Origin of the sequence: Palleronia marisminoris, assembly GCF_900172315.1 — a bacterium.
Classification (GTDB): Bacteria; Pseudomonadota; Alphaproteobacteria; order Rhodobacterales; family Rhodobacteraceae; genus Palleronia; species Palleronia marisminoris.
The window spans coordinates 184,593-206,301 of the sequence record NZ_FWFV01000004.1 but is presented as its reverse complement, the minus strand read 5'-3'; the positions used below and the strand labels follow the sequence as shown (position 1 = coordinate 206,301).

Here is a 21,709-nt window from a genome sequence, read left to right as displayed (position 1 = left end):
GGGGGCCGGGGGAAACTGCCCGGCCCCGAGATTTCCACATTTCCCGGCACGGGCGGCCGTGCTAGCGTTTGTGGCATGACCGCCCACGACCGCAACATATCCCGCCCTGTCATACGGCAGCTCGACGAATCGGCCATCAACCGGATCGCCGCGGGCGAGGTTGTCGAGCGCCCGGCCTCGGCGGTGAAGGAGCTGGTCGAGAACGCCATCGACGCCGGCGCCACGCGCATCCGCATCGACTTTGCCGAGGGCGGCAAGACCCTGATCCGCGTCACCGACGACGGCTGCGGAATGTCACCGGAGGATCTGCCGCTGGCGCTGAACCGCCACGCCACGTCCAAAATCGACGGCGACGACCTGCTGAACATCCACTCCTTCGGCTTTCGGGGCGAGGCGCTGCCCTCGCTCGCCGCCGTGGGGCGCCTGACGCTGACCTCGCGCGTCGTGGGCGGTGAGGGGGCTTGCCTGAGCGTCTCGGGCGGGCGCGCGGACAAGGTGAAGCCCGCCGCACTGTCGAAAGGCACCGTGGTCGAGCTGCGCGACCTGTTCTACGCCACGCCCGCCCGATTGAAATTCCTGCGCTCGGACCGGGCCGAGGCGCAGGCCATCGGCGATGTGGTCAAGCGGCTTGCGATGGCCGAACCCTTCATCGGCTTCTGCCTGACGGACGTGTCCGGCGGCGGTGAGGGGCGCGAGGTCTTCCGTGCCGAGCCGGGCTCGGGCGACCTGTTCGACGCGCTCCACGACCGGCTCGCCCGCGTGATCGGCCGGGATTTTGCCGACAACGCCCTGCGCGTCGAGGCCACGCGCGAGGACGTGGCGCTGACCGGCTACGCAGCCCTCCCGACCTTCTCGCGCGGGGCGGCGACGCATCAGTATCTGTTCGTCAACGGCCGCCCGGTGCGGGACAAGCTGCTCTACGGCGCGCTGCGCGGCGCCTACCAGGACTTCCTCAGCCGAGACCGCCACCCCGTCGCCGCGCTGTTCGTCGAACTCGACCCGACCCGCGTCGACCAGAACGTCCACCCCGCCAAGACCGAGGTGCGCTTTCGCGAGCCGGGCGTGGTGCGCGGCCTGATCGTGTCGGCCCTGAAACACGCGCTTCTCGAGGCCGGGCACCGCGCCTCGACCACCGTGGCGCAGGCGACGCTGGGCGCCTTCCGCCCCGAACCGTCCGAGCCGCGCGTCTACCAGATGGACCGGCCCAGCCAGCCGCGCCCCATGCGGCCCCAATCGGGCTTCGCCGAAAACGCCTTCGAATGGGACCGCCCGCAGGTGTCGGCTCGCGTGGACCAAGTGGTTGAGGACGAGACCCCGCCCGAACAGCACCCGTTGGGGGCCGCACGGGGGCAGGTGCACGAGAACTACATCATCGCCCAGACCGAGCGCGGCATGGTCATCGTCGACCAGCACGCAGCCCACGAGCGCCTCGTCTATGAAAAGCTCAAGCGCCAGATGGCCGAGAACGGCGTCGCGGCGCAGGCCCTCCTGATCCCCGAGATCGTGGAGCTGAGCGATTCCGACGCCGCCCGCCTGCTCGAGATCGCGGACGACCTCGCCCGCGCTGGCCTGACGATCGAGGCGTTCGGTGGCGGTGCGATTGCGGTGCGCGAAACCCCCGCGATCCTGGGCGAGGTCAACGCCGAGGCCATGCTGCGCGACATCCTCGACGAGCTGGACGACCTCGGCGAAAGCCTCTCGGTCACCGCCAAGGTCGAGGCGGTGCTGTCGCGCATGGCCTGCCACGGCTCGATCCGCTCGGGCCGCCGGATGCGCGCCGAAGAGATGAACGCCCTGCTGCGCGAGATGGAGGCGACCCCCCATTCCGGCCAGTGCAACCACGGGCGGCCCACCTATGTCGAACTCGCGCTGTCCGACATCGAGCGGCTGTTCGGCCGGACATGAGCCCGACGCTCGACCGCCTTCTGGCCGATCCGCTGCTGCTCGGCGGCGCGATCCTCGGGCTCTTCGCTGTCCTCCTCCTGATCCTCGCCAGCATCCGCGCCGCACGCTCGGCCCGCTCGACCGAGGCTTTGGCGGGCGACCTGCGGCGCCTGAACCACGGCCAGACGCAGTTGGCAGGCTCGCTCCAGACGGTCAGCGAGACCGCGGCGCAGACCCAGATGCACGTCCTCCAGACCGTCGAGGCGCGGCTGGCCGAAGTCCAGCGCCAGATGGCCGAGCGGCTGGCGGAAACTACCCTGCGCCAGCAACGCTCCATCGGCGAGATGCACGAAAAGATGCAGGAGGTGCTGCACGGTCAGACCGAAAAGACCGGCGCATCCCTGACCAAGCTGCAAGAACGACTGGCGGCGATCGACAAGGCGCAGGACAACATCCAGAAGCTGTCGGGGGATGTGCTGTCGCTACAGGACATCCTGTCGAACAAGCAAAGCCGCGGGGCCTTTGGCGAGATCCAGCTCCACGACATCGTCTCGAAGGCGCTGCCCGCCGACAGCTACTCGTGGCAGGCGAAGATGCCGAATGGCACCCGCGCCGATTGCCTGGTCCACCTGCCGAACCCGCCCGGCCCCATCGCCATCGACGCCAAATTCCCGCTGGAGGCATACGAGCATTACGTCGCCGCCGAGGATCGCGAGCAGAAGAAGCGCGCGCTCGCCGCCTTCGGCCACTCGGTCCGCAAGCATATCCGCGACATCTCGGACAAGTACATCACGCCGGGCGACACCGCCGACGGAGCGATGATGTTCCTGCCCTCCGAGGCGGTCTATGCCGAGCTTCATGCCCGCCTGCCCGCCATCGTCCGCGAGGGATTCGCTGCCCGCGTCTGGATCGTGTCGCCCACCACCTGCATGGCCACGCTCAACACCATGCGTGCGATCCTGAAGGACGCCCGGATGCGCGAGCAGGCCGGCGCGATCCGGACCGAGCTTGGGCTGCTCCACGGCGACGTCGAGCGGCTGTCCGATCGGGTCGCCAATCTCGACCGGCATTTCGAGCAGGCCCGCCGCGACGTCGAGCAGATCCGGATTTCGGCCGAGAAGGCCGGCACCCGCGCCGGCCGCCTGCACGACTTCGATTTCGAACCCGAAGAGCGCACCGCCCTGCCGGGGGAGTGACCCCGCGCCGGCGGAGCACCGCAAGACCGACCGAAACCTCCGCACCCATCGGAACGCATTCCCGAAGCCTGCGGTTGATCCGTGGATGCCCACCGACAGGGCCGACGGCCCGGCCCGGCGCGGCGAACGGAGCGGAATGGAAGTCTTTGTGTATCTCACAGTGGTTCTGGCGATCGCGGCGGCCGTGGTTTTCGTCCGCAGCCGGTTCCTGTCGTTCCGCGGCCAGCGCCCGTCGGAATATCTCGGCCTCGCGCCTGACCTGGACCTGCGGCAGCATCTTGCGGGTGAGTGCATCTGCGAAGGCGCGATCTTCGGCCCGACCGGCCGCATGGCCTCTCGCTTCCGGGCGACCATGATCGGCCGCTGGGAGGGCGATCATGGCGTCGTGGATGTGGATTTCCGGTTCGACGGGGGCGCAAGGCAGACGCGCAGCTGGCATCTGACGCTGGGCGAGAACGGGCGCGTCGTCGCCGAGGCCAATGACACGCTTGGTCGCGGGCGCGGGCAGGTGACGGGCCCGACGCTGCAGCTTCTTTACACCATCGTCCTGCCTCAGGATGCCGGCGGCCATACGCTGCGGGTGACGGACTGGATGTACCTGACCGAGTCGGGGACGATCCTGAACCGAAGCCAGTTCCGCAAGGGCGGCCTTCTCGCGGCCGAGCTGGTGGCCACCATCCGCAAGAAGGATCCCGCTTGATCCCTCAGTAATGCGTTCGCGCGTCGGGGCGCGCGTCCAGGTGTGGCACGGCGTTGTACTGCGACAGCAGCATCCCCTGCGGCCGTATGTGAAAGCGGTGGATCGAGGTGTTCAGGATCGGCAGCAGCACATGGGCCAGCCGCTCGGCGTCGAGGCCCAGAACGTGGCGCAGCGCCATCCCGATCACGCCGCCCGAGGTGACGCACAGCACCCGGCGGCCCGGCTCGGCCGCCTCCTCCAGAACGCTGGTGATCCGCGACTCGAACGACGAGAAGCTCTCGTCGCCCTGAATCTCGGCCGCGTGCCAGGCGCGCATCACCTTGGGTGCATGTTCGGGGAACCCGTCCGAGGCAGGCATCGGAACGCCGTGCGCGGCTTCGAGAGCGGCACCGAGGTTGAAGTAGTCCATCTCGTTCAGCCGGCGGTCCTGCACCGGCGTCACGCCCATGCCCTGGGCGGTCTCGACGTGGCGGATCAGCGTGCCGCAGAGCACCGTGTCGAAGGGAGCCTCGTGCCGGGCGATCCAGTCGCCGACCCACCGCGCCTGATCGTGCCCCAACGGGCTGAGCCGGTCGTAATCTTCTTCGGTGGTGGCGTGGCTGTTGGCCTGCCCGTGCCGGACCAGGACGATTTCACCCATGGGGTCCTCCTTGCATCGCAGCGGGGCGTATCGCCACGTTGCGAGAAAGCCAAGATGCTGCGGGGGCGGGTGTCAGCGATAGGCCATCTGAACCGCAACCCGCAACGTCTGCAGCGCCGAAGGCGTGCGCGCCCGGGTGGGATGGGGATCCGGTCGCGATATCAGGCCTCACGTCACGTTTCACGGCCTGTTCCCTGCGCCGGACATACCGCCGGCCGGCGCGGTCCCGCCCCCTGCGCGGAAACCTTCGCGGTTGGTGCAGGGTTTCCCCTCATGCGGGTCGCTCCGGCCCGCCTCAATTCGTGGAGGATCATCGTGAAACCCAGTTCCCTAGGCACCCTTTCGGCCGCCATCCTGTCCCTTGCGGCCCCGACGGCGCTGTCGGCACAGACCGCCGGCGGCAACGACGCGATGACCGATATCACCTGCGAAGCGTTCCTCGACCTGCCCGCCTCTGACCAGGAGATGCACGCGACGGCGCTGACCACGGCGCGCATGGACGCGGCGATGCCCCCGTCCGACACCGATGCGACAGGCGAGGACACCGCCGAAGCCGAGCCCGACGATGCCGAGGCGCCCTCGGAAAGCGCCGGCACGCCCACCGACGGCATGATGAGCAACATCCTTTCGCCCACGGTCGTGGCCCTCGTCACGATCTGCGAGAACACGGTCTCCGACGGCACCGGGGCCGGCACCGTCAGCGAGAGCGATACCGGCGCATTGCCCGACTGATCAGGCGCGAGTCCACGGGTATTTCCCTGCGCGATTGGGCTGTTTTCGGGCCGGTTATCCGATAACGTCGCGGCGACATGGACCGACGGTCCCGACCCGTGCGACGGGCGGATACCGGTCCCCTGGAACAGACGACTAAAGGAGCCCCCATGCGCGTCCTTCTCACTGCCCTGACGCTTGGCCTTACCGCGACGGGTCCGTCGCTGGCCGCCGAATCCGCCCTGCTGATCGGTAACGACCGGTACGATACGCTCGACGGCGTCGACGCTGCGCGCAGCATCGACGATGCCGGGCAGTCGCTTTCGGATGCGGGCGTCTCGGTGGTCGCGGTCGAAAATGCCGACCGTGCCGCAATGCTGGAGGCGGTGCGCCGATATTCGGATTCCGCCGACGACGCGGACGCGCAGGCGATCGTCCTGGTCGGCCGGTTTGCGGCGCAGGGGGACGAGGTGTTCTACCTCGGGACCGAGGCCGAAGGCACCGGCGTGCTCGACGGAATGACGGCGGGTCTGCCGGTCTCGGCCCTGGCCGAACTGCTGACGCAGACGCCGGGGCGGGGGCTTCTTGTCCTGGGGGCCGCTGGCGGGCTGCCCGACATCGACCTGCCGCAGGGCGTCACGCTGGTCGTCACCTCGCCCGAGCGCGCCGCCCGCCTGGTCGAAGAGACGCTGGCCGAGCCCGGCGCCCGGCTCGGCGCGGGTGACGGGATCGAGGCGCGCGGCTTCTCGCCCGAGAGCTTCACCTTCCTCCGCACCGAGGCGGCGGCGACCCGCCCGCAGGCCGCGCCCGGTGCCAGTGACGCCGAGGCGGACTACTGGCGCCTGACCCGCAGCCGTGACGACGCGACCGCCTATGCCGCCTATCTCGACCGCTACCCGAACGGCCAGTTCGCCGCCGAGGCGCAGGCGCGGATCGCCGGAGAGCAGGCGACGCCCGAGGAGCGTGCCGCTGCCGCCGAGGAGGCGCTCGACCTCAGCCGCGAGGGGCGGCAGGGCGTGCAGCAGGACCTGTCGGCGCTGGGCTTCGATACCCGCGGGGTCGATGGCATCTTCGGGTCCGGCACCCGCGGCGCCATCCGGGGCTGGCAGCAGGATCAGGGCTTTCCCATTACCGGCTATCTGACGGCGGAGCAGGTCTCGACCCTCGACCGGCAGGGTTCGCAGCGGCGCGAGGCGCAGCGCGCCGAGGACGATGCGCTCTGGGCCGGCATGGGGCAGGATCGCAGCTCCGCCGAGCTTGAGAACTACCTCGAACGCTTCCCCGGCGGGTTCCACGCCGCCGAGGCGCGCGGGGCGTTGACCGAGCTGCGCAACGAGCAGGCCGCCGACGGGGGCGTGGCCGAACGCGAGCGGCAGATCTGGCGGGCGACGCGCGCCGAGAACAGTGTCGAGGGCTACCGGCGCTACATCACCGCCTTCCCCGATGGCGAGTTCGTCGCGGACGCCCGCGCCGCCATCGCCCGGTCCGAGGGCCAGCCGCAGCCGCAGCCGCAGGGTCAACCCCAGCCGCCGCAGCAGGACGTCAGCGCCGACGCCCAGACCGAGGCCGCGCTGGGCCTGACCCCCGCCACCCGGCGCGCGGTCGAGATGCGGCTGTCGCAGCTTGGCTTCGAGCCCGGCGCGGTGGACGGCGAGTTCGACAACGGCACTCGCTCGGCGTTGCGCCGCTACCAGCAGAACGCGGGTCTGCCGCAGACGGGGTACGTCAACCAGATCACGGCGGTGCGTCTGCTGGCCGACACCCTGCGCGATGTCCTGCGCTAGCAACGGCGCCTTCGCTGCGCTACACGGTCGGGCAGACCCAACGGAGCCTGCCCGATGACCGATCGCCCGATCCCGCCCCGCCGCCCGATGACGCTGCGCGATGTGTCCGAGGCGTCGGGCGTCAGCGAGATGACGGTCAGCCGCGTGTTGCGCAACCGCGGCGACGTCAGCCCGGCCACGCGCGAGAAGGTCCTCGCCGCCGCGGCCGAGCTTGGCTACGTCCCGAACAAGATCGCCGGCGCGCTTGCCTCGTCGCGGGTGAACCTCGTGTCGGTCATCATCCCCAGCCTGTCGAACATGGTGTTTCCGGATGTCCTCAGCGGCATCACCGAGGTGCTGGACGAGACGCATCTGCAACCCGTGGTCGGCGTCACCAACTACCGCCCCGAGCGGGAAGAGAAGGTGATCTACGAGATGCTCTCGTGGCGGCCCTCGGGGGTCATCATTGCCGGGATCGAGCATAACGAGGCCTGCCGCCGGATGCTGCGCGCCGCCGACGTGCCCGTGGTCGAGATCATGGACGTGGACGGCGAGCCGGTGGATTCCGTCGTCGGCATCAGCCAGCGTCGGGCGGGGCGGATGATGGCCGAGGCGATCCTGAAGCAGGGGTTCGAGCGGATCGGCTTCCTCGGCACCCGGATGCCGCTGGACCACCGCGCCCGCAAGCGGTTCGAGGGCTTCACCGAGGCGCTGGCGCGTCACGGGCTCGAGGTGGCGGACCAGGAGTTCTACGAGGGCGGCTCGGCGCTGAAGAAGGGGCGCGAGATGACGCAGACCCTGATGCAGCGGACCGACGACCTCGATTTCCTCTACTATTCCAATGACATGATCGGGGCTGGCGGGCTTTTGTGGTGCCTCGAACAGGGCATAGACATTCCCGGCAAGCTGGGGCTCGCGGGCTTCAACGGGACCGAGCTGCTCGAAGGGCTGGCGATGAAGCTCGCCACCATGGATGCCGGCCGGCGCGAAACCGGGCGCGAGGCCGCCAAGATCATCGCCGCCCGCGCCGACGGCTCCCTGACCGAGCCGCGCCGGATCGAGATCGAGCCGAAGATCTCCTATGGCGACACCCTGCGTCGCTACAAGCCCTAGGGTCGCCAGTCGCGTAACTGTCACATGGGGTTGTTAGGCGACCACCGCAGTCAACATCCGGAGTCCGCAATGAAGTTCGCCCACAGCATCGCCCTTGTCTCGGCCGTTGTCGCCAGTCCTGCCTTTGCCCAAGGCAACCCGGAAGACGTCACTGGCCCCTTGGTCATCTACACGTCGCAGCCCGACCAGGACGCGCAGCAGACGGTCGAGGCTTTCAACGAGGTCTACCCGAATGTCGAGGTCGAGTGGGTCCGCGACGGCACCACCCAGATGATGGCGCGCCTCCGGGCCGAGTTCGAGGCCGGTCAGCCCCAGCCCGACGTGCTGCTGATCGCCGACACGGTGACAATGGAAAGTCTCGAGCAGGAAGACCGCCTGATGCCCTACACCGAGGCCGACACCTCGGCCTATGACGACGGGCTGATGGACCCCGAGGGGCACTACTTCTCGACCAAGCTCATCACCACCGGCATCGTCTACAACACCGCGGCCGAGATGGTCCCGACCTCCTACGCCGACCTGCTGAAGCCCGATGCCGAGAACAACATCACCATGCCCTCGCCGCTGGAATCGGGCGCCGCGACGATCCACATGGTCTCGCTGACCGGCATCGACAGCCTCGGCTGGGATTTCTACCAAGGCCTCGCCGACCAGGGCGCGATCGCGCAGGGCGGCAATGGCGGTGTCTACCAGGCGGTCGCGGGGGGGCAGTCGCTTTACGGCTTCGTCGTGGACTTCCTGGCGCTGCGCAACATCCAGGACGGTGCGCCGGTCGGCTTCGTGTTCCCCGAAGAGGGCGTCTCGGCGGTGACCGAGCCGGTCGCGATCCTGAAAACCGCCGAGAATGTCGAGGCCGCGAAGGCTTTCGTCGACTTCCTCCTGTCCGAGCGTGGCCAGGAACTCGCGGCCGAGCAGGGCTACCTGCCCGCCCATCCCGGCGTCGCGGCCCCCGACTACTTCCCCGACCGCTCGGAGATCACCGTGATCGACTTCGACCCGGCCAATGCGCTCGAGAACGCCGACACCTACCGTCAGCGCTTTACCGAGATGTTCGGCGGCTGATGCGGACACGAAGCGGCGGCGAGCGGGCGACCCTCGCCGCCCTTGCCATCGCGGCAGCGGGCCTGTTCCTGCTGCCGCTCGGACGGCTTTTCTGGACCGGCCTCTCGCGTGGTCCCGGCCCCGTGGCCGAGGCGCTGGCCTCGCCCGCCACCCGCCGGGCGCTGTGGAACAGCCTCGACAGCGCGGCGGTGTCGGCGACGGGCGCGCTGATCCTCGGGACCGTGCTGGCCTTCGTCATCGGGCTGACGAACCTGCGCGCCAAGGGCGTCTTCGTCTTCCTTCTGCTGCTGCCGATGATGATCCCGCCCCATGTGACGGCGATCTCGTGGATCCAGGCTCTGGGCCCGTCGAGCCCCGTTCTGGGCTGGCTCGGCCTCGCGCCGCCCATCGGCGCAGCGCATCCGCTTTACTCGCGCGAAGGCGTGATTCTGCTGCTGACGATCCAGCACACGCCTCTGGTGTTCCTCGTGGTGCTTGCGGCCCTGCGCGGCCTGCCCCGCGAGGTCTCCGAGGCCGCGCGCATCGCCGGGGCAGGGCCGGTGCGCCTGCTGCGCCGGGTGCTGCTTCCGCTTCTGGCGCCGTCGCTGGTGGCGGCCTACGCGCTGGCCTTCGTCTCGTCGCTGGGCAATTTCGGCATCCCCGCGCTTCTGGGTATCCCGGGACGGTTCATCACGCTCCCGGTCCTGATCTGGCGCCGTCTTGCGGGCTACGGGCCGAGCGTGCTGGCGGATGTGGCCGTGCTGTCGATGCTGCTGGCGGTCGTCGCGATCCTTGCCGTGGCGCTGCAATCCTGGCTGCAGCGGGTCATGCGGGCCGGCCTGATCGGCCCGCCCCAGCCGGCGCTGCGCATCGACCTCGGCCGCGCACGTCCGCTGTGGGAGGGGGCGCTGGCGCTCTTCATCGCGACCGTGCTGGCGCTGCCCTTGGCCTCGCTCGTCGCCACCGCGCTGGTGCCGACCTACGGCGTGCCCCTGACCTTCGAGACCATGACCTTCGCCCATTTCGCCGAGGTCCTCTTCCGCCAGAGCGCCCCCTCGCGCGCCTTCGTCAACTCGACGCTGATCGCCGGGGCCGCTGCGCTGATCCTTGCCGCGCTGGCGGCCGTGGTGACCTATTTCGGCGGGCGGCAATGGCGGCTCGCCCGCACGACGGGCAGCTCGGTCGCGACACTGGCCGAGGTCAGCTACGCCATCCCCGGCCTCGTCATCTCGGTCGCGTTCATCCTCGTCTACATCCGGCCGCTGCCGGGGACGGGGCTGTCGCTCTACAACACGCTGGCGCTGATCCTGCTGGCCTACCTGACCGCCTATTTTGCCATCGGGCTGAAGCCTGTCGCGGCGGCCGCGGGGCAACTCGACCCGGCGCTGGACGACGCGGCGCGGGTGTCGGGGGCTGGGTTCGGGCGGCGGATGCGGCGCATCCACCTGCCGCTGGTCGCGCCTGCCGCCGCGTCTGGAGCGATCCTGGTGTTCCTGACGGCCTATAACGAGGTCACCGTCTCGGCCCTTCTCTGGAGCCGCGGGAACGAGACCATCGGGACCACGATATTCAACTACGAGGATGGCGGCTACACCACGCTCGCCGCCGCCATGTCGACGGTGACGGTGGCGGCGACGGTGGTGCTGATGGCGCTACTCGACCGCTTCGGCCGGCGCCTGCCGCCCGGCGTCGTGCCCTGGCGCATCTGACGAGGCAGGCAGGACCCAGCCGCTTGCGATCTCCAGCGGGACGGTCTCGCCGTTGCGCAGGGGCCGGGGGCTCGACACCGGAAGCCCCTGCTCCAGCCCCGACACATGGGCTCTGCCCTCCCACACGCCACCGCGATAGAACACCCGGTCGAGCCGAGCGGTGAGCGCGCCAGCGCCCAGCCGCACATCGCCCGGCCGGATGACGACCGACACGGCGCATGCGCCCGAACCCTGCTGCGTAACGGGGACCTGTTGACCGGCGATCGCGGCGCACCCGTCCTGAAGCGTCGCGCTCAGGATGGCGGAGCGCCCGATGAACCGGGCGACCTCGGCGGTGGCGGGACGCTCGTAGAGGTCCTGCGGCGCCGCGACCTGCTGGAACTGCCCGCGCGCCATCACGGCGACGCGGGTCGCCAGCGCCATCGCCTCGCGCTGGTCGTGGGTGATGTAGATCGTCGTCGCGCCGGCGCGGTGGTGGAAGGCGGCAATCTCCTCCTCCATCGTGGAGCGCAGATGCGGGTCGAGATTGGCCAGCGGCTCGTCCATCAGCACCGTGTGCGCACCGCCGGCAAGGCACCGCGCCAAGGCGACGCGCTGGCGCTGGCCGCCCGACAGCTCGGCCGGTCGCCGGTCGCGGAACGGCATCAGGTCCACGGTCTTCAGGTGCGTCTCGGCCTCGGCCCGCGCAGCGCGGCGGCTCTTGCCCGCGCTCTCCAGCGGGAAGGCCACGTTGCCGCCGACATCCATGTGCGGCCACAGCGCGTAGGACTGGAACACGACCCCGACATCGCGGCGTTCAGGCGGGACATGTAGCCCGGGGCCCGAGACTGTGCGGCCGCTGAGCGTGATCTCTCCGCCGTCGAGATGCTCAAGCCCGGCGATCATGCGCAGGAGCGTCGATTTTCCGCAGCCCGAGGGGCCGAGGACCACGAAGAACTCTCCCTCGGTGATGTTCGCCGAGATGCCGTCGACGGCGAAATGGCTGCCGAACCGCTTGCGGATCGCGGATAGTCCTACAGCCATCTACCCTTACCCGATCCGACCGCGAGGCCCGTCGCCGACCTGACCGCGGTGCAAAAGCAGGTGGTCGAGCATCACCGCCGCCGCCATCGCTTCGGCCACCGGGACGGCGCGGATGCCGACACAGGGGTCGTGGCGGCCCTTGGTCACGATCTCGGCCGGCTCGCCCGCCTTGGTGATCGTCTGCCGGGTCGTCATGATCGACGAGGTCGGCTTGACCGCGAAGCGGACCACGATGTCCTGCCCGGTCGAGATGCCGCCGAGGATGCCGCCGGCGTGGTTCGAGCCATAGACCGGCCCGTCCGGACCCATGCTGATCTCGTCCGCGTTCTCGCTGCCGGTCAGGGCGGCGGCACCCATGCCCTCACCGATCTCGACCCCCTTCACCGCGTTGATCGACATCATCGCGGCGGCCAGATCCGTGTCGAGCTTGCCATAGATCGGCGCGCCCAGCCCTGCAGCGGCACCCGAGATCCGGCACTCGATCACCGCGCCCACGCTGTCGCCGGACTTGCGCAACTCGTCGAGGTAGTCGGCCCAGGTCTCGGCCGCCTGCGCGTCAGGCGTCCAGAACGGGTTGCGCTCGACTTCCGCCCAGTCGAACCGCGAGGGGTCGGCACGATGCGGCCCCATCTGCACCATGTAGCCCTGCACCTGCATCCCCGGCGCAAGTTGTGCCAAAGCCGCCCGCGCGACGCCGCCGGCGGCCACGCGCGCCGCAGTCTCGCGCGCGCTGGAGCGACCGCCGCCGCGCGGGTCGCGGATGCCGTATTTCTGCCAGTAGGTGATGTCGGCATGGCCGGGGCGGAATTTCTCGGCGATGTCGCCGTAATCCTTCGACCGCTGGTCGGTGTTGCGGATCATCAGCTGGATCGGGGTGCCGGTGGTCTGCCCCTCGTAGACGCCCGACAGGATCTCGACCTCGTCGGCCTCGCGGCGCTGGGTGGTGTACTTGTTCTGTCCCGGCTTGCGCTTGTCGAGCCAGACCTGGATGTCTTCGGGCGCGAGCGGCACCCCCGGGGGGCAGCCGTCGACCGTAGCGCCAAGGGCCGGCCCGTGGCTTTCGCCCCAGGTGGTGACGCGGAACAGGTGGCCGTAGGTGTTCAGGCTCATCAAGGCTCTCCCGTGGTTGGCTTGCTGTTAGCGGCCCGCCGGGGCCCTCTCAAGCCCTGCGTTCAAGGCCCGTGCTCAGGCCATCCGCGGTGTGTAGACCCATGGCCCCACCCGGCGCGTGCGGGACGACCCGACGATCACCACCGTGCGCATGTCGGCCATCTCGGGCGTGGCCTCGCTCAGCTTCACGGTAGAGATGTGCTCGGCGGGGGTCGACACCGCGCGGGCGAAGATCACGAGGCGATCGTCGCCGCAGGCCTCGCGCAGCACCTCCAGCGTGCGGCGGAATCCCTCGGGGCGCGAGGCCGAGCGCGGGTTGTAGAAGGCCATGGCGAAATCGGCCTCGGCTGCGAGGCGCAGGCGCTTCTCGATCAGGTCCCAGGGCTTGAGGTTGTCGCTGAGGTTGATGGCGCAGAAATCGTGGCCCAGCGGCGCGCCGGCTCGCGCGGCTGCCGCGAACATGGCGCTGATCCCGGGGACCACGACGACGTCCAGCCCCTGCCAGTCGGGCCGCCCCTCCATCGCCTCGAACACCGCGGCGGCCATGGCGAAGACACCGGGATCACCGGACGAGACCACCGCCACCTGCCGCCCCTCGGCCGCAAGGTCCAGCGCATGGCTCGCCCGGTCCAGTTCCACCCGGTTGTCGCTGGCGTGTTTCACCAGCCCCGGCCGGTCCGGCACCCGCGCGACATAGGGGATGTAGCCCACGATATCCGTCGCCCCCGCGACGGTCGCCTGCGCCTCGGGCGTGATCAGCCCGTCGCAACCGGGGCCGAGGCCCACGATGCGCAGCCAGCCGCTCAAGGCCGGCGCCCCTGTCCGTGGACGAGCACGATCGAGAAATACGGGACCTGCCGCCCCTCTGCCTGGGCCAGCGTCATGACGCATTCCTCGGACATCGAGGCGCATTCGACCAGCCACGCGCGGTCGTATTTCCCGGCGGTCCGCAGGGCGCGGCGGACCTTGTCCATGTTCCGCCCGATCTTCATCACCACCAGCGCGTCGGCCTCGCGAAAGCGCGCCTCCAGCAGGTCCTCGGGCAGGGTCGCCATGACCACCGACAGCACGTCGTCGCCCCATGTGATCGGCAGGCCCGTGGCCGTCCAGGCGGCCGACATGCCGGTGATCGCAGGCACGACCTCGACCCGGACGCGGTCCTTCAGGCGGGTGTAGAGGTGCATGAACGAGCCGTAGAAGAACGGGTCGCCCTCGCAGGGCACGATGATTTCTTCGCCCGCTTCGACCTGTGCGGCCAGCGTCTCGGCCACGTCCTCGTAGAAGGCGGCGAGCGCGTCGTTATAGGCCGGATCGTCGAGCGGGATCTCCGTCGTCACCGGGTATTCCATCGCGACCTCCGTCACGTCGTCGCGCAGCATCCCTTCGACCGCGGTGCGGGCGCGGCCGGGGCGGCCCTTCTTGCGGAAATAGGCGATGGTCGCGGCGCCCCGGATCAGGCGGTCGGCGCGCACGCTCATCAGGTCGGGATCGCCCGGACCCAGTCCCACGCCGATGACGCGGCCCGTCATTCCGCGCGGCTCGCAAGGGCGTTGATCGCCGCGACCGTGATTGCCGACCCGCCCAGCCGCCCGTCGACGATCAGCGACGGCACCGGCTGGTCGGCCCACAGCGCGGCCTTGGATTCCGCGGCACCCACGAAGCCGACGGGGCAGCCGATGATCGCCGCGGGGCGCGGGCAGGTGGGGTCTTCGAGCATGTTCAGCAGGTGGAACAGCGCCGTCGGCGCGTTCCCGATCGCCACCAGCGCGCCTTCAAGATGCGGCCGCCACAGCTCCAGCGCAATGGCCGAGCGGGTGTTGCCGGCCGCCTTCGCCATGTCAGGGACGCGCGGATCGTGCAGCGTGCAGATCACCGCGTTGTCGGCGGGCAGGCGGGTGCGCGTGACGCCCTCGCTGACCATCCGCGCGTCGCACAGGATCGGTGCCCCTGCTTCCAGCGCGGTGCGGGCGGCGGTGGCAAAACCGCCGAACATCCGCACGTGGCGTTCCAGTCCGACCATTCCGGCGGCGTGGATCATGCGCACGACGACCGGCTCGGCCTCGGCGTCGAAGCCCGTCAGGTCCGCCTCGGCGCGGATCGTGGCGAAGGACTGGCGGTAGATCGCGGCGCCGTCCTTCTCGTACTCATAGGGCATCGAGGGCCTCCTGCGGCGTCAGTCCGGTCGCGGCGGGTGTGTCGCCCGCGCGGCCGCCGATGACAAGATCGAACCGGCCGTCCCGCCCCACCAGCGTCACGTCCGCCGGCGCGGACCGCGCGCATCCCTTCGCGCACCCGCTGACATGGAGCGACCCTTTGGGGTGCGCTTGCCGGGCGAGGGAGCGCGTCTCGACACTCGCCTGCGGGCAGAGCGGCGCGCCGGGGCAGGCATCCACCTTCAGCAGCGGATTGTCGGGGGGCAGCATGCCGCTGGGACGGGCAGTCGCGCCCTCCAGAAGCAGCGTCCGCCATGGCGTGACGCGGATTCCCTCGGCGGCTTGCGCAGCGACAGCCAGCGTCTCGGCCGGCATCTGGCCGAACGCCACGCCGCCCTCGGTGAAGCCTTGAACCGGCCCGACCGGCCCGACCTCGGCGTCCCACGGCCCGGGAGGAGAGGCAGCGCGCATCCGCCGCGCCTCCCCGCGATGCGCCGCGAACCATTGCGCAAGGGCGAGCGCCGCGTCCACCGCCGTCGCCTCGTCCACCGCACGGCCGAACGGCTGCCCCTCGGCCCGCAGGATCAGCCCGGCCTCGCCCCGTTCGATCCGCACGTCGCCCGGCACGCCGTCCAGGACGCGGACCGGCCCCGCATCGATGACGAAGCCGAACTTGGCGGGCAGGGGCGGAAGCTCTGCCAGCTGCCGGGTCAGCGCGTCGGCGAGGCGTTGCGTCGCGTCGCCCGGCTGCCAGTCAGGGGCGACGGTGACGTTGCGCCGGGCCTCTGCATCGGGGTCGGGATCGAGCAGGTCCAGCTCGGCCAGGCCCGCGATCACGGCCCCATGATCGACGATGCCGCGCAGCTGGACGTTGCCGCGCCGGGTCAGCTCAACGATGCCGCTGCCCTGCGCCGCGGCCAAGGCCGCCAAACCAAGCGCCTGCGCTCGGCTCAGCCGCGCCAGATGCGGACGCACCCGCACCACCAGCCCGTCGCCCGACATCATCGGCTGCCACGCACCGGGGCACCAGCCCTTGACCACGCTCACGGCCCGAGCTCCGCGAGGATCGAGTTGCGCCGCGTCTGCCACAGGCCCGCCGCATGAAGCGCGGCGAACCGCTCGCGCATCGCCTCGAGCGCGCCCGGATTCTCGCGGCCGAGGAAGTCGACCACCGCGGCGTCGCCGAGCGTCGCCTCGTGGTACGCGTCGAACAGGTGCGGCTCGACCACGCCGGCAAGCTGCGCGAAGGCGGCCATGTGTTCCAGCGTGGCAGCGATCTCTGCCCCGCCGCGGAAGCCGTGGCGCATCATCCCGGCGATCCAGCCGGGATGTGTGGCGCGGCCGCGGACGACGCGGGCGATCTCTTCCTGCAGGGACCGGGCGCGGGGCCGGTCGGGCGCGGTATTGTCCAGGTGCCACAGCCGCGCGGCCCCTCCGGTGACGGCCTGCGCGGCTGCGAACCCGGCCTCGTGGGTCGCGTAGTCGCCCGCGAGCAGCAGGTCGCTTTCGGCGAGGTCCTGCGCGTGGACAAAAGCCTGCGCGCCCGCCACCCGCTCGCGCAGGCCGCTCTCGTCGCGGCGGGGTTCCTCGCCGTCATGCGCCCAGGCCGAGGCCGCCAGCCACGCCTCGCCCGCCGCCTGCCGTCCCGCATCGCCATAGTCATGCGCGTCGACGCCCAGCCCGAAGCTGCCCGGCGCAGGGCCGTAAACGCGCGCGCCCGTCTGCCCGACGAAGGGATTCCAGTCCGGCGCCTCGTCCCGCGCCGCCAGCGCGCGCACAGCCTGTCCATGCAACCGCCCAAGCCCCGGAAAGGTATCGCGGAACAGGCCCGAGATGCGCAGCGTCACGTCCACCCGCGGGCGATCCAGTTCGGCGATCGGCAGGACTTCGATCCCGCGCACCCGCTCGGACCCGTCGTCCCAAACGGGCCGCACCCCCATCAACGCCAGCGCCATCGCGAAATCCTCGCCGGCCGTGCGCATCGTGGACGAGCCCCACAGGTCCACCACCATCGCCCGCGGCCAGTCGCCCTCGTCCTGCAAGTGCCGCCGCACCACTTCGTCGGCCAGCCGACCCCCCTGCGCCCAGGCGGCCCGCGTCGGCACGGCGCGCGCATCCACGGTGAACAGGTTCCGCCCCGTCGGCAGCACGTCCGCCCGCCCGCGATAGGGCGAGCCGGACGGCCCCGCCTCGATCCGCTTGCCGTCCAGCGCATCCAGCAGCGCCTGCCGCTCGCCCGCACCGTCGTCGAAGGCGTTCTCGCGCCCCCAGACATGCAGGCCGTCGCCGAACTGGCCTTCCTTCACGTCGCAGACGAAGCGGTCGATCCGGGTGATCGCCTCGGCGGGACAGGAGGCGCCGTCCAGGCCCAGATCGGCCTCGACCCCCAGCGCCTGCGCCTCGGAGCGGATGTCCTCCTGCAGGCGGTCGCGGCGGCGTGGATCGAGCCCGTCGGCGTTCGAGAACTCGTCGAGAAGCGCCTCCAGATGCGCCAACCGTTCTGGCGTGCCGCTTTCCTTCAGCGGGGGCGGCACATGGCCCAGCGTCACCGCGCCGATCCGCCGCTTGGCCTGCGCGGCCTCGCCGGGGTCGTTGACGATGAAGGGGTATATCACGGGCAGGTCGCCCACCAGCGCCTCGGGCCAGCAGGTGTCCGACAGCGCGACCGCCTTGCCCGGCAGCCATTCCAGCGTGCCATGCGCACCGATATGGACCAGCGCATCGGCCCGCTGCCTCAGCCAAAGGTAGAAGGCGACATAGGCGTGGCGCGGGACGCGGCTGAGATCGTGGTAGTCGTCGCCCTTCGCCTGCGGCGTCCCGCGCTCGGGCTGCAGGGCGACCCAAGCGGCACCGCGACGGACGGCTGCGAAGTGGAAGGCGCCGTCCTTCAAAGCGGGATCGTGCTCGGGCGCGCCCCAGGCGTCGTCAAGGTCGGCGCGCAAGCCCTTGGGCAGCCGGTCCAGCGCGGCGCGATAGTCGGCGAGCGGCCAGGCCTCGCTGCGCGCGGCCAGTGCTTCGGGCAGGGCATCCCCGGGCGCTATTGCGTAGCCCGCCTCGCGCAGGTCCGAAAGGATCGCCTCGGTCGAGGCAACGGCGTCGAGCCCCACGGCGTGCGCCATGTTCCAGTCGCGCCCCGGATAGGTCGACAGCACCAGCGCCGGCCGCCGATCCGCCGCCTGGGTCGCCCCGAGCCGCACCCACGCCGCGACCCGGTCCGCGATGGCAGCGACGCGCCCCTCGTCCGCGCTGTGGGCGACGCGGGCGAACTGCAGGTCGGGGTCGCGCACGCCGGGTTCCTTGAACGAGGCGACGCCGCCGAGGATCCGGCCGTCCATCTCGGGCAGGACCACGTGCATGGCCAGATCGGCCGGGGACAGGCCGCGCTCGGCCCCGGCCCACGCCTTACGGTTGGCCGTCGACAGCGCGACCTGGAACACCGGCACGCCAGCGGCGTCGAGGGGCGATGTCCCGTCCTCGCCGCGGCCCGAGAACGCCGTCGCGTTCACCACGGCCACCGGAGCCCAGAACCGAACCTGCCGCCGCAGCCAGCCCGCCGCATCTGGCGCCTTCAGCGAGGGCGCGAACAGCCCCACGGCGTCGAACCCGCGCGCGCGCAGGGCTTCGATCAGGGCAGCCACCGGCTCGAGGTCCGCGGCGACCAGGTAGGAGCGGTAGAAGACGACCAGCACCCGTCGCTCGGTTCCGGATGCCATGCCGACCAACGGACAACACGGCCCGTCCTCGGGCGTCCACGCCCCCACCATCGGCAGCGCCTTCTGCCCCCGGACCGGCCCGGCATAGAGTCCCGAGGCGAGCGCCATCTGCTGCAGCGCCGCTTGCGCCGCCACGACGCCGCCGGTGTCGCAGAAATGCTGAAGACGCCGCAGGGTCGATGTGGGCAGGGTCGAGGCGCGGTCCAGCGTCTCGTCCGGGCGGCCATCGGCGGGTAGGACGGCCAGCGGTATGCCGCGGGAGCGAGCTAGCGCTTCGACCTGCTGAAGGCCGTAGGACCAGTAGGGCGCGCCGCCGATCAGGCGGATCAGGATGCCCTTCGCCCCCGAGAGCGTCTGATCGACATAGGTATCGACCGACAGCGGGTGGCGCAGCGCCGACAGGTTGGCGAGGCGCAGCGACGGCAGTCCGTCGCGCGCCCTGTGCCAGGCTTCCGCGAACGCGCCGAGGTCCGAGTCCGAGAACGACAGCACCACCAGGTCGGCCGGGTCCTGGCCGAGATCGGTGGGCGTGCCGGCCTCTTCGAGCCCGTGGCTTTCGCGGAAGATGACGTGCATCTTACGGGCCCGTCATCGCGCGCCGGGTCATTCGGCGGCCTCGAGCGCGCCAAGCGCGGCGCGGATCGCGGTTTCGTCGATGTCGTCATGCTCGGCGATCACCACGAGGCGGCCGCGGCGGGCTTCCTCGGGCTTCCACGGGCGGTCGAATTGGTGACGCACGCGGGCGCCGACGGCCTGGACCAGCAGGCGCATGGGCTTGCCCTGCACGGCGGCGTAGCCCTTCACGCGCAGGATGTTGCGTTCGCGCGCAAGCGTCTCGATGGCGGCGACGAGGTCGGCGGGCGCGGCAAGTTCAGGGATGTCCACGACGATGGACTCGAAATCGTCGTGATCGTGGTCGGCCGCGTCGTCATGGTGCGAGGGGCGGGCGTCCATGTCATCCTCGGCGGCGGCACCGAGGCCAAGGATCACGCGCGGGTCCACGACCCCTTCGGCGCATTCCACGATGGGCAGGGGGCGGGGAGCTTCGGCGGCGATGATCGCTCGGGCCTTCGCGACGCCTTCGGGGCCGGCGAGGTCGGGCTTGGTCAGAAGCACGATGTCGGCGCAGGAGATCTGATCCTCGAACACCTCGGACAGGGGCGTTTCGTGGTCGATGCTGTCATCGGCCTCGCGCTGGGCCTGCACGCGGTCCACGTCGGGGGCAAAGCGGCCCGCCGCCACGGCCTCGGCATCGGCCAGAGAGATCACGCCGTCCACGGTAATCTTGGACCGGATGTCGGGCCAGTCGAACGCCTTGAGCAGGGGCTTCGGCAGGGCAAGGCCCGACGTCTCGATCAGGATGTGATCGGGGCGCGGGTCGAGCTTCATCAGCGCCTCGATCGTGGGAATGAAGTCGTCTGCCACCGTGCAGCAGATGCAGCCATTCGCCAGTTCGACGATGTTTTCGGCAGGGCAGTCGGGAATCGCGCAGCCCTTGAGGATCTCGCCGTCGACGCCCACGTCGCCGAATTCGTTGACGACGACCGCGAGGCGCCGGCCGCCCGGGTTCTGCATCAGGTGGCGGATCAGCGTTGTCTTGCCCGAGCCCAGAAAGCCGGTGACGACGGTGACGGGAAGCTTGGACAGGTCGGTCATTCGGGGGCCTCCGGGAGGGTGAAGGGGGGGATGCGCGCGATGCAGTTGCGCTTGAAATGTTCGGGCCGTTCGCGCCACGGCACAAGGCCGTCGGGCTGCGCGGCGTAGAGGCCGGCGCCCTCGACCACGAGGGCCGCGTCGGCCTCGGTCAGGTTGCCGTAGACGAAGGTCCAGCGGTCGGGACCGCGCAGCGCGACCGAGCAGCCGCGCTCGCAATTCGACATGCACTCGACCTCGACCAGGCGCACGCCTTCGGGCAGCTGGCCCGCGACGGCGTCGGCCAGCACCTTGCCGGGGCGGCGGCTTTCGCCGGGCGTGTCGATCCCGCGGCGGCACTTGATGCAGACCAGAAGCTCGGTCTCGGGCATTGCTACCTTTCCGGGCGGGGCGCATCACGGAATGGGGGCGCAACTGCCCCGTCCTCCGATCGTGGCGCACCCCGTCCACGTCGTTCATCGTTCCGGCTGGCAGGTCTCCCGGCTTGCGGATGTGGGCGTTGGCCCGCGGTCGTCCCGCCTTCCCGGCCGGGTGGCCAGTGGCGTCGGGCGACCTCTCCGGTCACGGTCGCGGGGGCGGCTGGGTTTCTGACCCATTCCCTTTTCACCCGTTGCAACGGGCACCAGCGCAGGCGAGACATGGGCGCAACCCAAGCCCGGAGTCAAGCGATGGACGAAGCAGCCGAGCGGCACAACGCCAAGATGAAGAAGATCAAGGCCGCGCGCGACCGGATGATGGCGGACAAGACCGACGAAAAGGGCCTGATCGTCGTCCATACCGGGAAGGGGAAGGGCAAGAGTTCCTCGGCCTTCGGGATGGTGATGCGCTGCGTCGGCTGGGGCATCCCGGCGGCGGTCGTCCAGTTCGTGAAGGGCGACTGGGAAACCGGCGAGAAGCGCGTGATCGAGGAGCGTTTCCCCGAAGTGCGCCTGTTCGTCGCCGGCGAGGGTTTCACCTGGGAAACCCAGGACCGCGACCGCGACATCGCCGCCGCCCGTCGCGGCTGGGACATTGCGAAAGAGCAGATCCGCGACACCCGCAACGGGTTCGTCCTGCTGGACGAGATCAACATCGCGCTGCGCTACGACTACCTCGATATCGACGAGGTCGTGACCTTCCTGCTGGAAGAAAAACCGCCGATGACCCATGTCGTCCTGACGGGCCGCAACGCCAAGCCCGAGCTGATCGAGGCGGCGGACCTGGTGACGGAGATGGACCTCGTGAAGCACCCGTTCCGCGACGGCATCAAGGCGCAGAAGGGGGTGGAGTTCTGACTGCCCCGATCGCCTTCGACCTTGCG

At 70.4% G+C, this 21,709-nt stretch carries 19 protein-coding genes and 1 riboswitch; of the genes, 9 read left to right on the top strand and 10 right to left on the bottom strand.

Features of this window, described 5'->3' with window-relative positions; translation table 11 throughout:
* Positions 1-75 precede the first annotated feature (75 nt).
* From mutL to PAM7066_RS08935, 3 genes are all read left to right on the top strand, one after another.
* Positions 76-1,905, top strand: coding sequence for a DNA mismatch repair endonuclease MutL (gene mutL, locus PAM7066_RS08945; RefSeq protein WP_085853814.1), 1,830 nt, complete (start codon positions 76-78; stop codon positions 1,903-1,905).
* Entirely contained in the window at positions 1,902-3,080 is a 1,179-nt protein-coding gene (locus PAM7066_RS08940) for a DNA recombination protein RmuC (RefSeq protein WP_085853813.1), read from the top strand. Before mutL ends, PAM7066_RS08940 begins: the two co-directional genes overlap by 4 nt.
* A 136-nt stretch (positions 3,081-3,216) precedes the next feature.
* Positions 3,217-3,780: a DUF3833 family protein gene (locus tag PAM7066_RS08935; RefSeq protein WP_085853812.1), complete on the top strand. Its 564-nt coding sequence runs from the start codon at positions 3,217-3,219 to the stop codon at positions 3,778-3,780.
* A 4-nt stretch (positions 3,781-3,784) separates the two neighbouring features.
* Here PAM7066_RS08935 and PAM7066_RS08930 read toward each other — a convergent pair whose 3' ends face one another.
* Complete coding sequence (locus PAM7066_RS08930) at positions 3,785-4,420, bottom strand: histidine phosphatase family protein (protein ID WP_085853811.1); 636 nt, start codon at positions 4,418-4,420, stop codon at positions 3,785-3,787.
* A 315-nt stretch (positions 4,421-4,735) separates the two neighbouring features.
* On the opposite strand from PAM7066_RS08930, the gene PAM7066_RS08925 reads away from it, so the two are divergent.
* From PAM7066_RS08925 to PAM7066_RS08905, 5 genes are all read left to right on the top strand, one after another.
* Positions 4,736-5,152, top strand: a complete 417-nt coding sequence (locus PAM7066_RS08925; RefSeq protein ID WP_139214977.1) for a hypothetical protein — start codon at positions 4,736-4,738, stop codon at positions 5,150-5,152.
* 149 nt (positions 5,153-5,301) lie between these two features.
* Entirely contained in the window at positions 5,302-6,915 is a 1,614-nt protein-coding gene (locus tag PAM7066_RS08920; protein WP_139214976.1) for a peptidoglycan-binding domain-containing protein, read from the top strand.
* A 54-nt stretch (positions 6,916-6,969) separates the two neighbouring features.
* Positions 6,970-8,007 carry a LacI family DNA-binding transcriptional regulator gene (locus PAM7066_RS08915; RefSeq protein WP_085853808.1) on the top strand — a complete coding sequence of 346 codons (1,038 nt, stop codon included), beginning with the start codon at positions 6,970-6,972 and terminating at the stop codon, positions 8,005-8,007.
* Positions 8,008-8,076: 69 nt separating this feature from the next.
* Positions 8,077-9,069, top strand: a complete 993-nt coding sequence (locus PAM7066_RS08910) for an ABC transporter substrate-binding protein (RefSeq protein ID WP_085853807.1) — start codon at positions 8,077-8,079, stop codon at positions 9,067-9,069.
* A complete protein-coding gene (locus PAM7066_RS08905) occupies positions 9,069-10,757 on the top strand; it encodes an ABC transporter permease (RefSeq protein ID WP_085853806.1) in 1,689 nt (562 codons plus the stop codon). Before PAM7066_RS08910 ends, PAM7066_RS08905 begins: the two co-directional genes overlap by 1 nt.
* Here PAM7066_RS08905 and PAM7066_RS08900 read toward each other — a convergent pair.
* The 9 genes from PAM7066_RS08900 to PAM7066_RS08860 form a co-directional block, all read right to left on the bottom strand.
* A complete protein-coding gene (locus tag PAM7066_RS08900; RefSeq protein ID WP_085853805.1) occupies positions 10,701-11,780 on the bottom strand; it encodes an ABC transporter ATP-binding protein in 1,080 nt (359 codons plus the stop codon). The genes PAM7066_RS08905 and PAM7066_RS08900 overlap by 57 nt on opposite strands.
* Positions 11,781-11,786: 6 nt before the next feature.
* On the bottom strand, positions 11,787-12,890 hold the full coding sequence (gene aroC, locus PAM7066_RS08895) for a chorismate synthase (RefSeq protein ID WP_085853804.1): 1,104 nt from the start codon (positions 12,888-12,890) through the stop codon (positions 11,787-11,789).
* A 75-nt stretch (positions 12,891-12,965) separates the two neighbouring features.
* Positions 12,966-13,697, bottom strand: a complete 732-nt coding sequence (gene cobJ / locus PAM7066_RS08890) for a precorrin-3B C(17)-methyltransferase (RefSeq protein ID WP_085853803.1) — start codon at positions 13,695-13,697, stop codon at positions 12,966-12,968.
* On the bottom strand, positions 13,694-14,419 hold the full coding sequence (locus PAM7066_RS08885) for a precorrin-2 C(20)-methyltransferase (RefSeq protein WP_085853802.1): 726 nt from the start codon (positions 14,417-14,419) through the stop codon (positions 13,694-13,696). Before PAM7066_RS08885 ends, cobJ begins: the two co-directional genes overlap by 4 nt.
* On the bottom strand, positions 14,416-15,045 hold the full coding sequence (locus PAM7066_RS08880; RefSeq protein ID WP_085853801.1) for a precorrin-8X methylmutase: 630 nt from the start codon (positions 15,043-15,045) through the stop codon (positions 14,416-14,418). The genes PAM7066_RS08885 and PAM7066_RS08880 overlap by 4 nt, the downstream gene beginning before the upstream one ends.
* Positions 15,035-16,090 (bottom strand): ferredoxin-like domain-containing protein, encoded by a 1,056-nt coding sequence (locus PAM7066_RS08875; RefSeq protein ID WP_245749637.1) that lies wholly within the window; start codon positions 16,088-16,090, stop codon positions 15,035-15,037. The genes PAM7066_RS08880 and PAM7066_RS08875 overlap by 11 nt, the downstream gene beginning before the upstream one ends.
* On the bottom strand, positions 16,087-19,332 hold the full coding sequence (gene cobN, locus PAM7066_RS08870; protein ID WP_085853800.1) for a cobaltochelatase subunit CobN: 3,246 nt from the start codon (positions 19,330-19,332) through the stop codon (positions 16,087-16,089). Before cobN ends, PAM7066_RS08875 begins: the two co-directional genes overlap by 4 nt.
* 27 nt (positions 19,333-19,359) lie before the next feature.
* On the bottom strand, positions 19,360-20,412 hold the full coding sequence (cobW, locus tag PAM7066_RS08865) for a cobalamin biosynthesis protein CobW (protein ID WP_085853799.1): 1,053 nt from the start codon (positions 20,410-20,412) through the stop codon (positions 19,360-19,362).
* Positions 20,409-20,780 (bottom strand): DUF1636 family protein, encoded by a 372-nt coding sequence (locus tag PAM7066_RS08860; protein WP_085853798.1) that lies wholly within the window; start codon positions 20,778-20,780, stop codon positions 20,409-20,411. Before PAM7066_RS08860 ends, cobW begins: the two co-directional genes overlap by 4 nt.
* Before the next feature lie 81 nt (positions 20,781-20,861).
* A riboswitch (cobalamin riboswitch) is annotated at positions 20,862-21,051 on the bottom strand.
* A gap of 26 nt (positions 21,052-21,077) precedes the next feature.
* On the opposite strand from PAM7066_RS08860, the gene cobO reads away from it, so the two are divergent.
* The gene (cobO, locus tag PAM7066_RS08855) at positions 21,078-21,683 is read left to right on the top strand and encodes a cob(I)yrinic acid a,c-diamide adenosyltransferase (RefSeq protein WP_085853797.1); all 606 of its coding nucleotides are present in this window, start codon (positions 21,078-21,080) and stop codon (positions 21,681-21,683) included.
* Positions 21,684-21,709: the final 26 nt, after the last annotated feature.

Excerpts from the sequence above, each read along its gene's own strand:
- mutL (WP_085853814.1), top strand. The coding sequence starts at position 76 with ATGACCGCCCACGACCGCAACATATCCCGCCCTGTCATACGGCAGCTC.
- PAM7066_RS08940 (WP_085853813.1), top strand. The coding sequence starts at position 1,902 with ATGAGCCCGACGCTCGACCGCCTTCTGGCCGATCCGCTGCTGCTCGGC.
- PAM7066_RS08935 (WP_085853812.1), top strand. The coding sequence starts at position 3,217 with ATGGAAGTCTTTGTGTATCTCACAGTGGTTCTGGCGATCGCGGCGGCC.
- PAM7066_RS08930 (WP_085853811.1), bottom strand. The coding sequence starts at position 4,420 with ATGGGTGAAATCGTCCTGGTCCGGCACGGGCAGGCCAACAGCCACGCC.
- PAM7066_RS08920 (WP_139214976.1), top strand. The coding sequence starts at position 5,302 with ATGCGCGTCCTTCTCACTGCCCTGACGCTTGGCCTTACCGCGACGGGT.
- PAM7066_RS08915 (WP_085853808.1), top strand. The coding sequence starts at position 6,970 with ATGACCGATCGCCCGATCCCGCCCCGCCGCCCGATGACGCTGCGCGAT.
- PAM7066_RS08910 (WP_085853807.1), top strand. The coding sequence starts at position 8,077 with ATGAAGTTCGCCCACAGCATCGCCCTTGTCTCGGCCGTTGTCGCCAGT.
- PAM7066_RS08905 (WP_085853806.1), top strand. The coding sequence starts at position 9,069 with ATGCGGACACGAAGCGGCGGCGAGCGGGCGACCCTCGCCGCCCTTGCC.
- PAM7066_RS08900 (WP_085853805.1), bottom strand. The coding sequence starts at position 11,780 with ATGGCTGTAGGACTATCCGCGATCCGCAAGCGGTTCGGCAGCCATTTC.
- aroC (WP_085853804.1), bottom strand. The coding sequence starts at position 12,890 with ATGAGCCTGAACACCTACGGCCACCTGTTCCGCGTCACCACCTGGGGC.
- PAM7066_RS08885 (WP_085853802.1), bottom strand. The coding sequence starts at position 14,419 with ATGACGGGCCGCGTCATCGGCGTGGGACTGGGTCCGGGCGATCCCGAC.
- PAM7066_RS08880 (WP_085853801.1), bottom strand. The coding sequence starts at position 15,045 with ATGCCCTATGAGTACGAGAAGGACGGCGCCGCGATCTACCGCCAGTCC.
- cobN (WP_085853800.1), bottom strand. The coding sequence starts at position 19,332 with ATGCACGTCATCTTCCGCGAAAGCCACGGGCTCGAAGAGGCCGGCACG.
- cobW (WP_085853799.1), bottom strand. The coding sequence starts at position 20,412 with ATGACCGACCTGTCCAAGCTTCCCGTCACCGTCGTCACCGGCTTTCTG.
- PAM7066_RS08860 (WP_085853798.1), bottom strand. The coding sequence starts at position 20,780 with ATGCCCGAGACCGAGCTTCTGGTCTGCATCAAGTGCCGCCGCGGGATC.
- cobO (WP_085853797.1), top strand. The coding sequence starts at position 21,078 with ATGGACGAAGCAGCCGAGCGGCACAACGCCAAGATGAAGAAGATCAAG.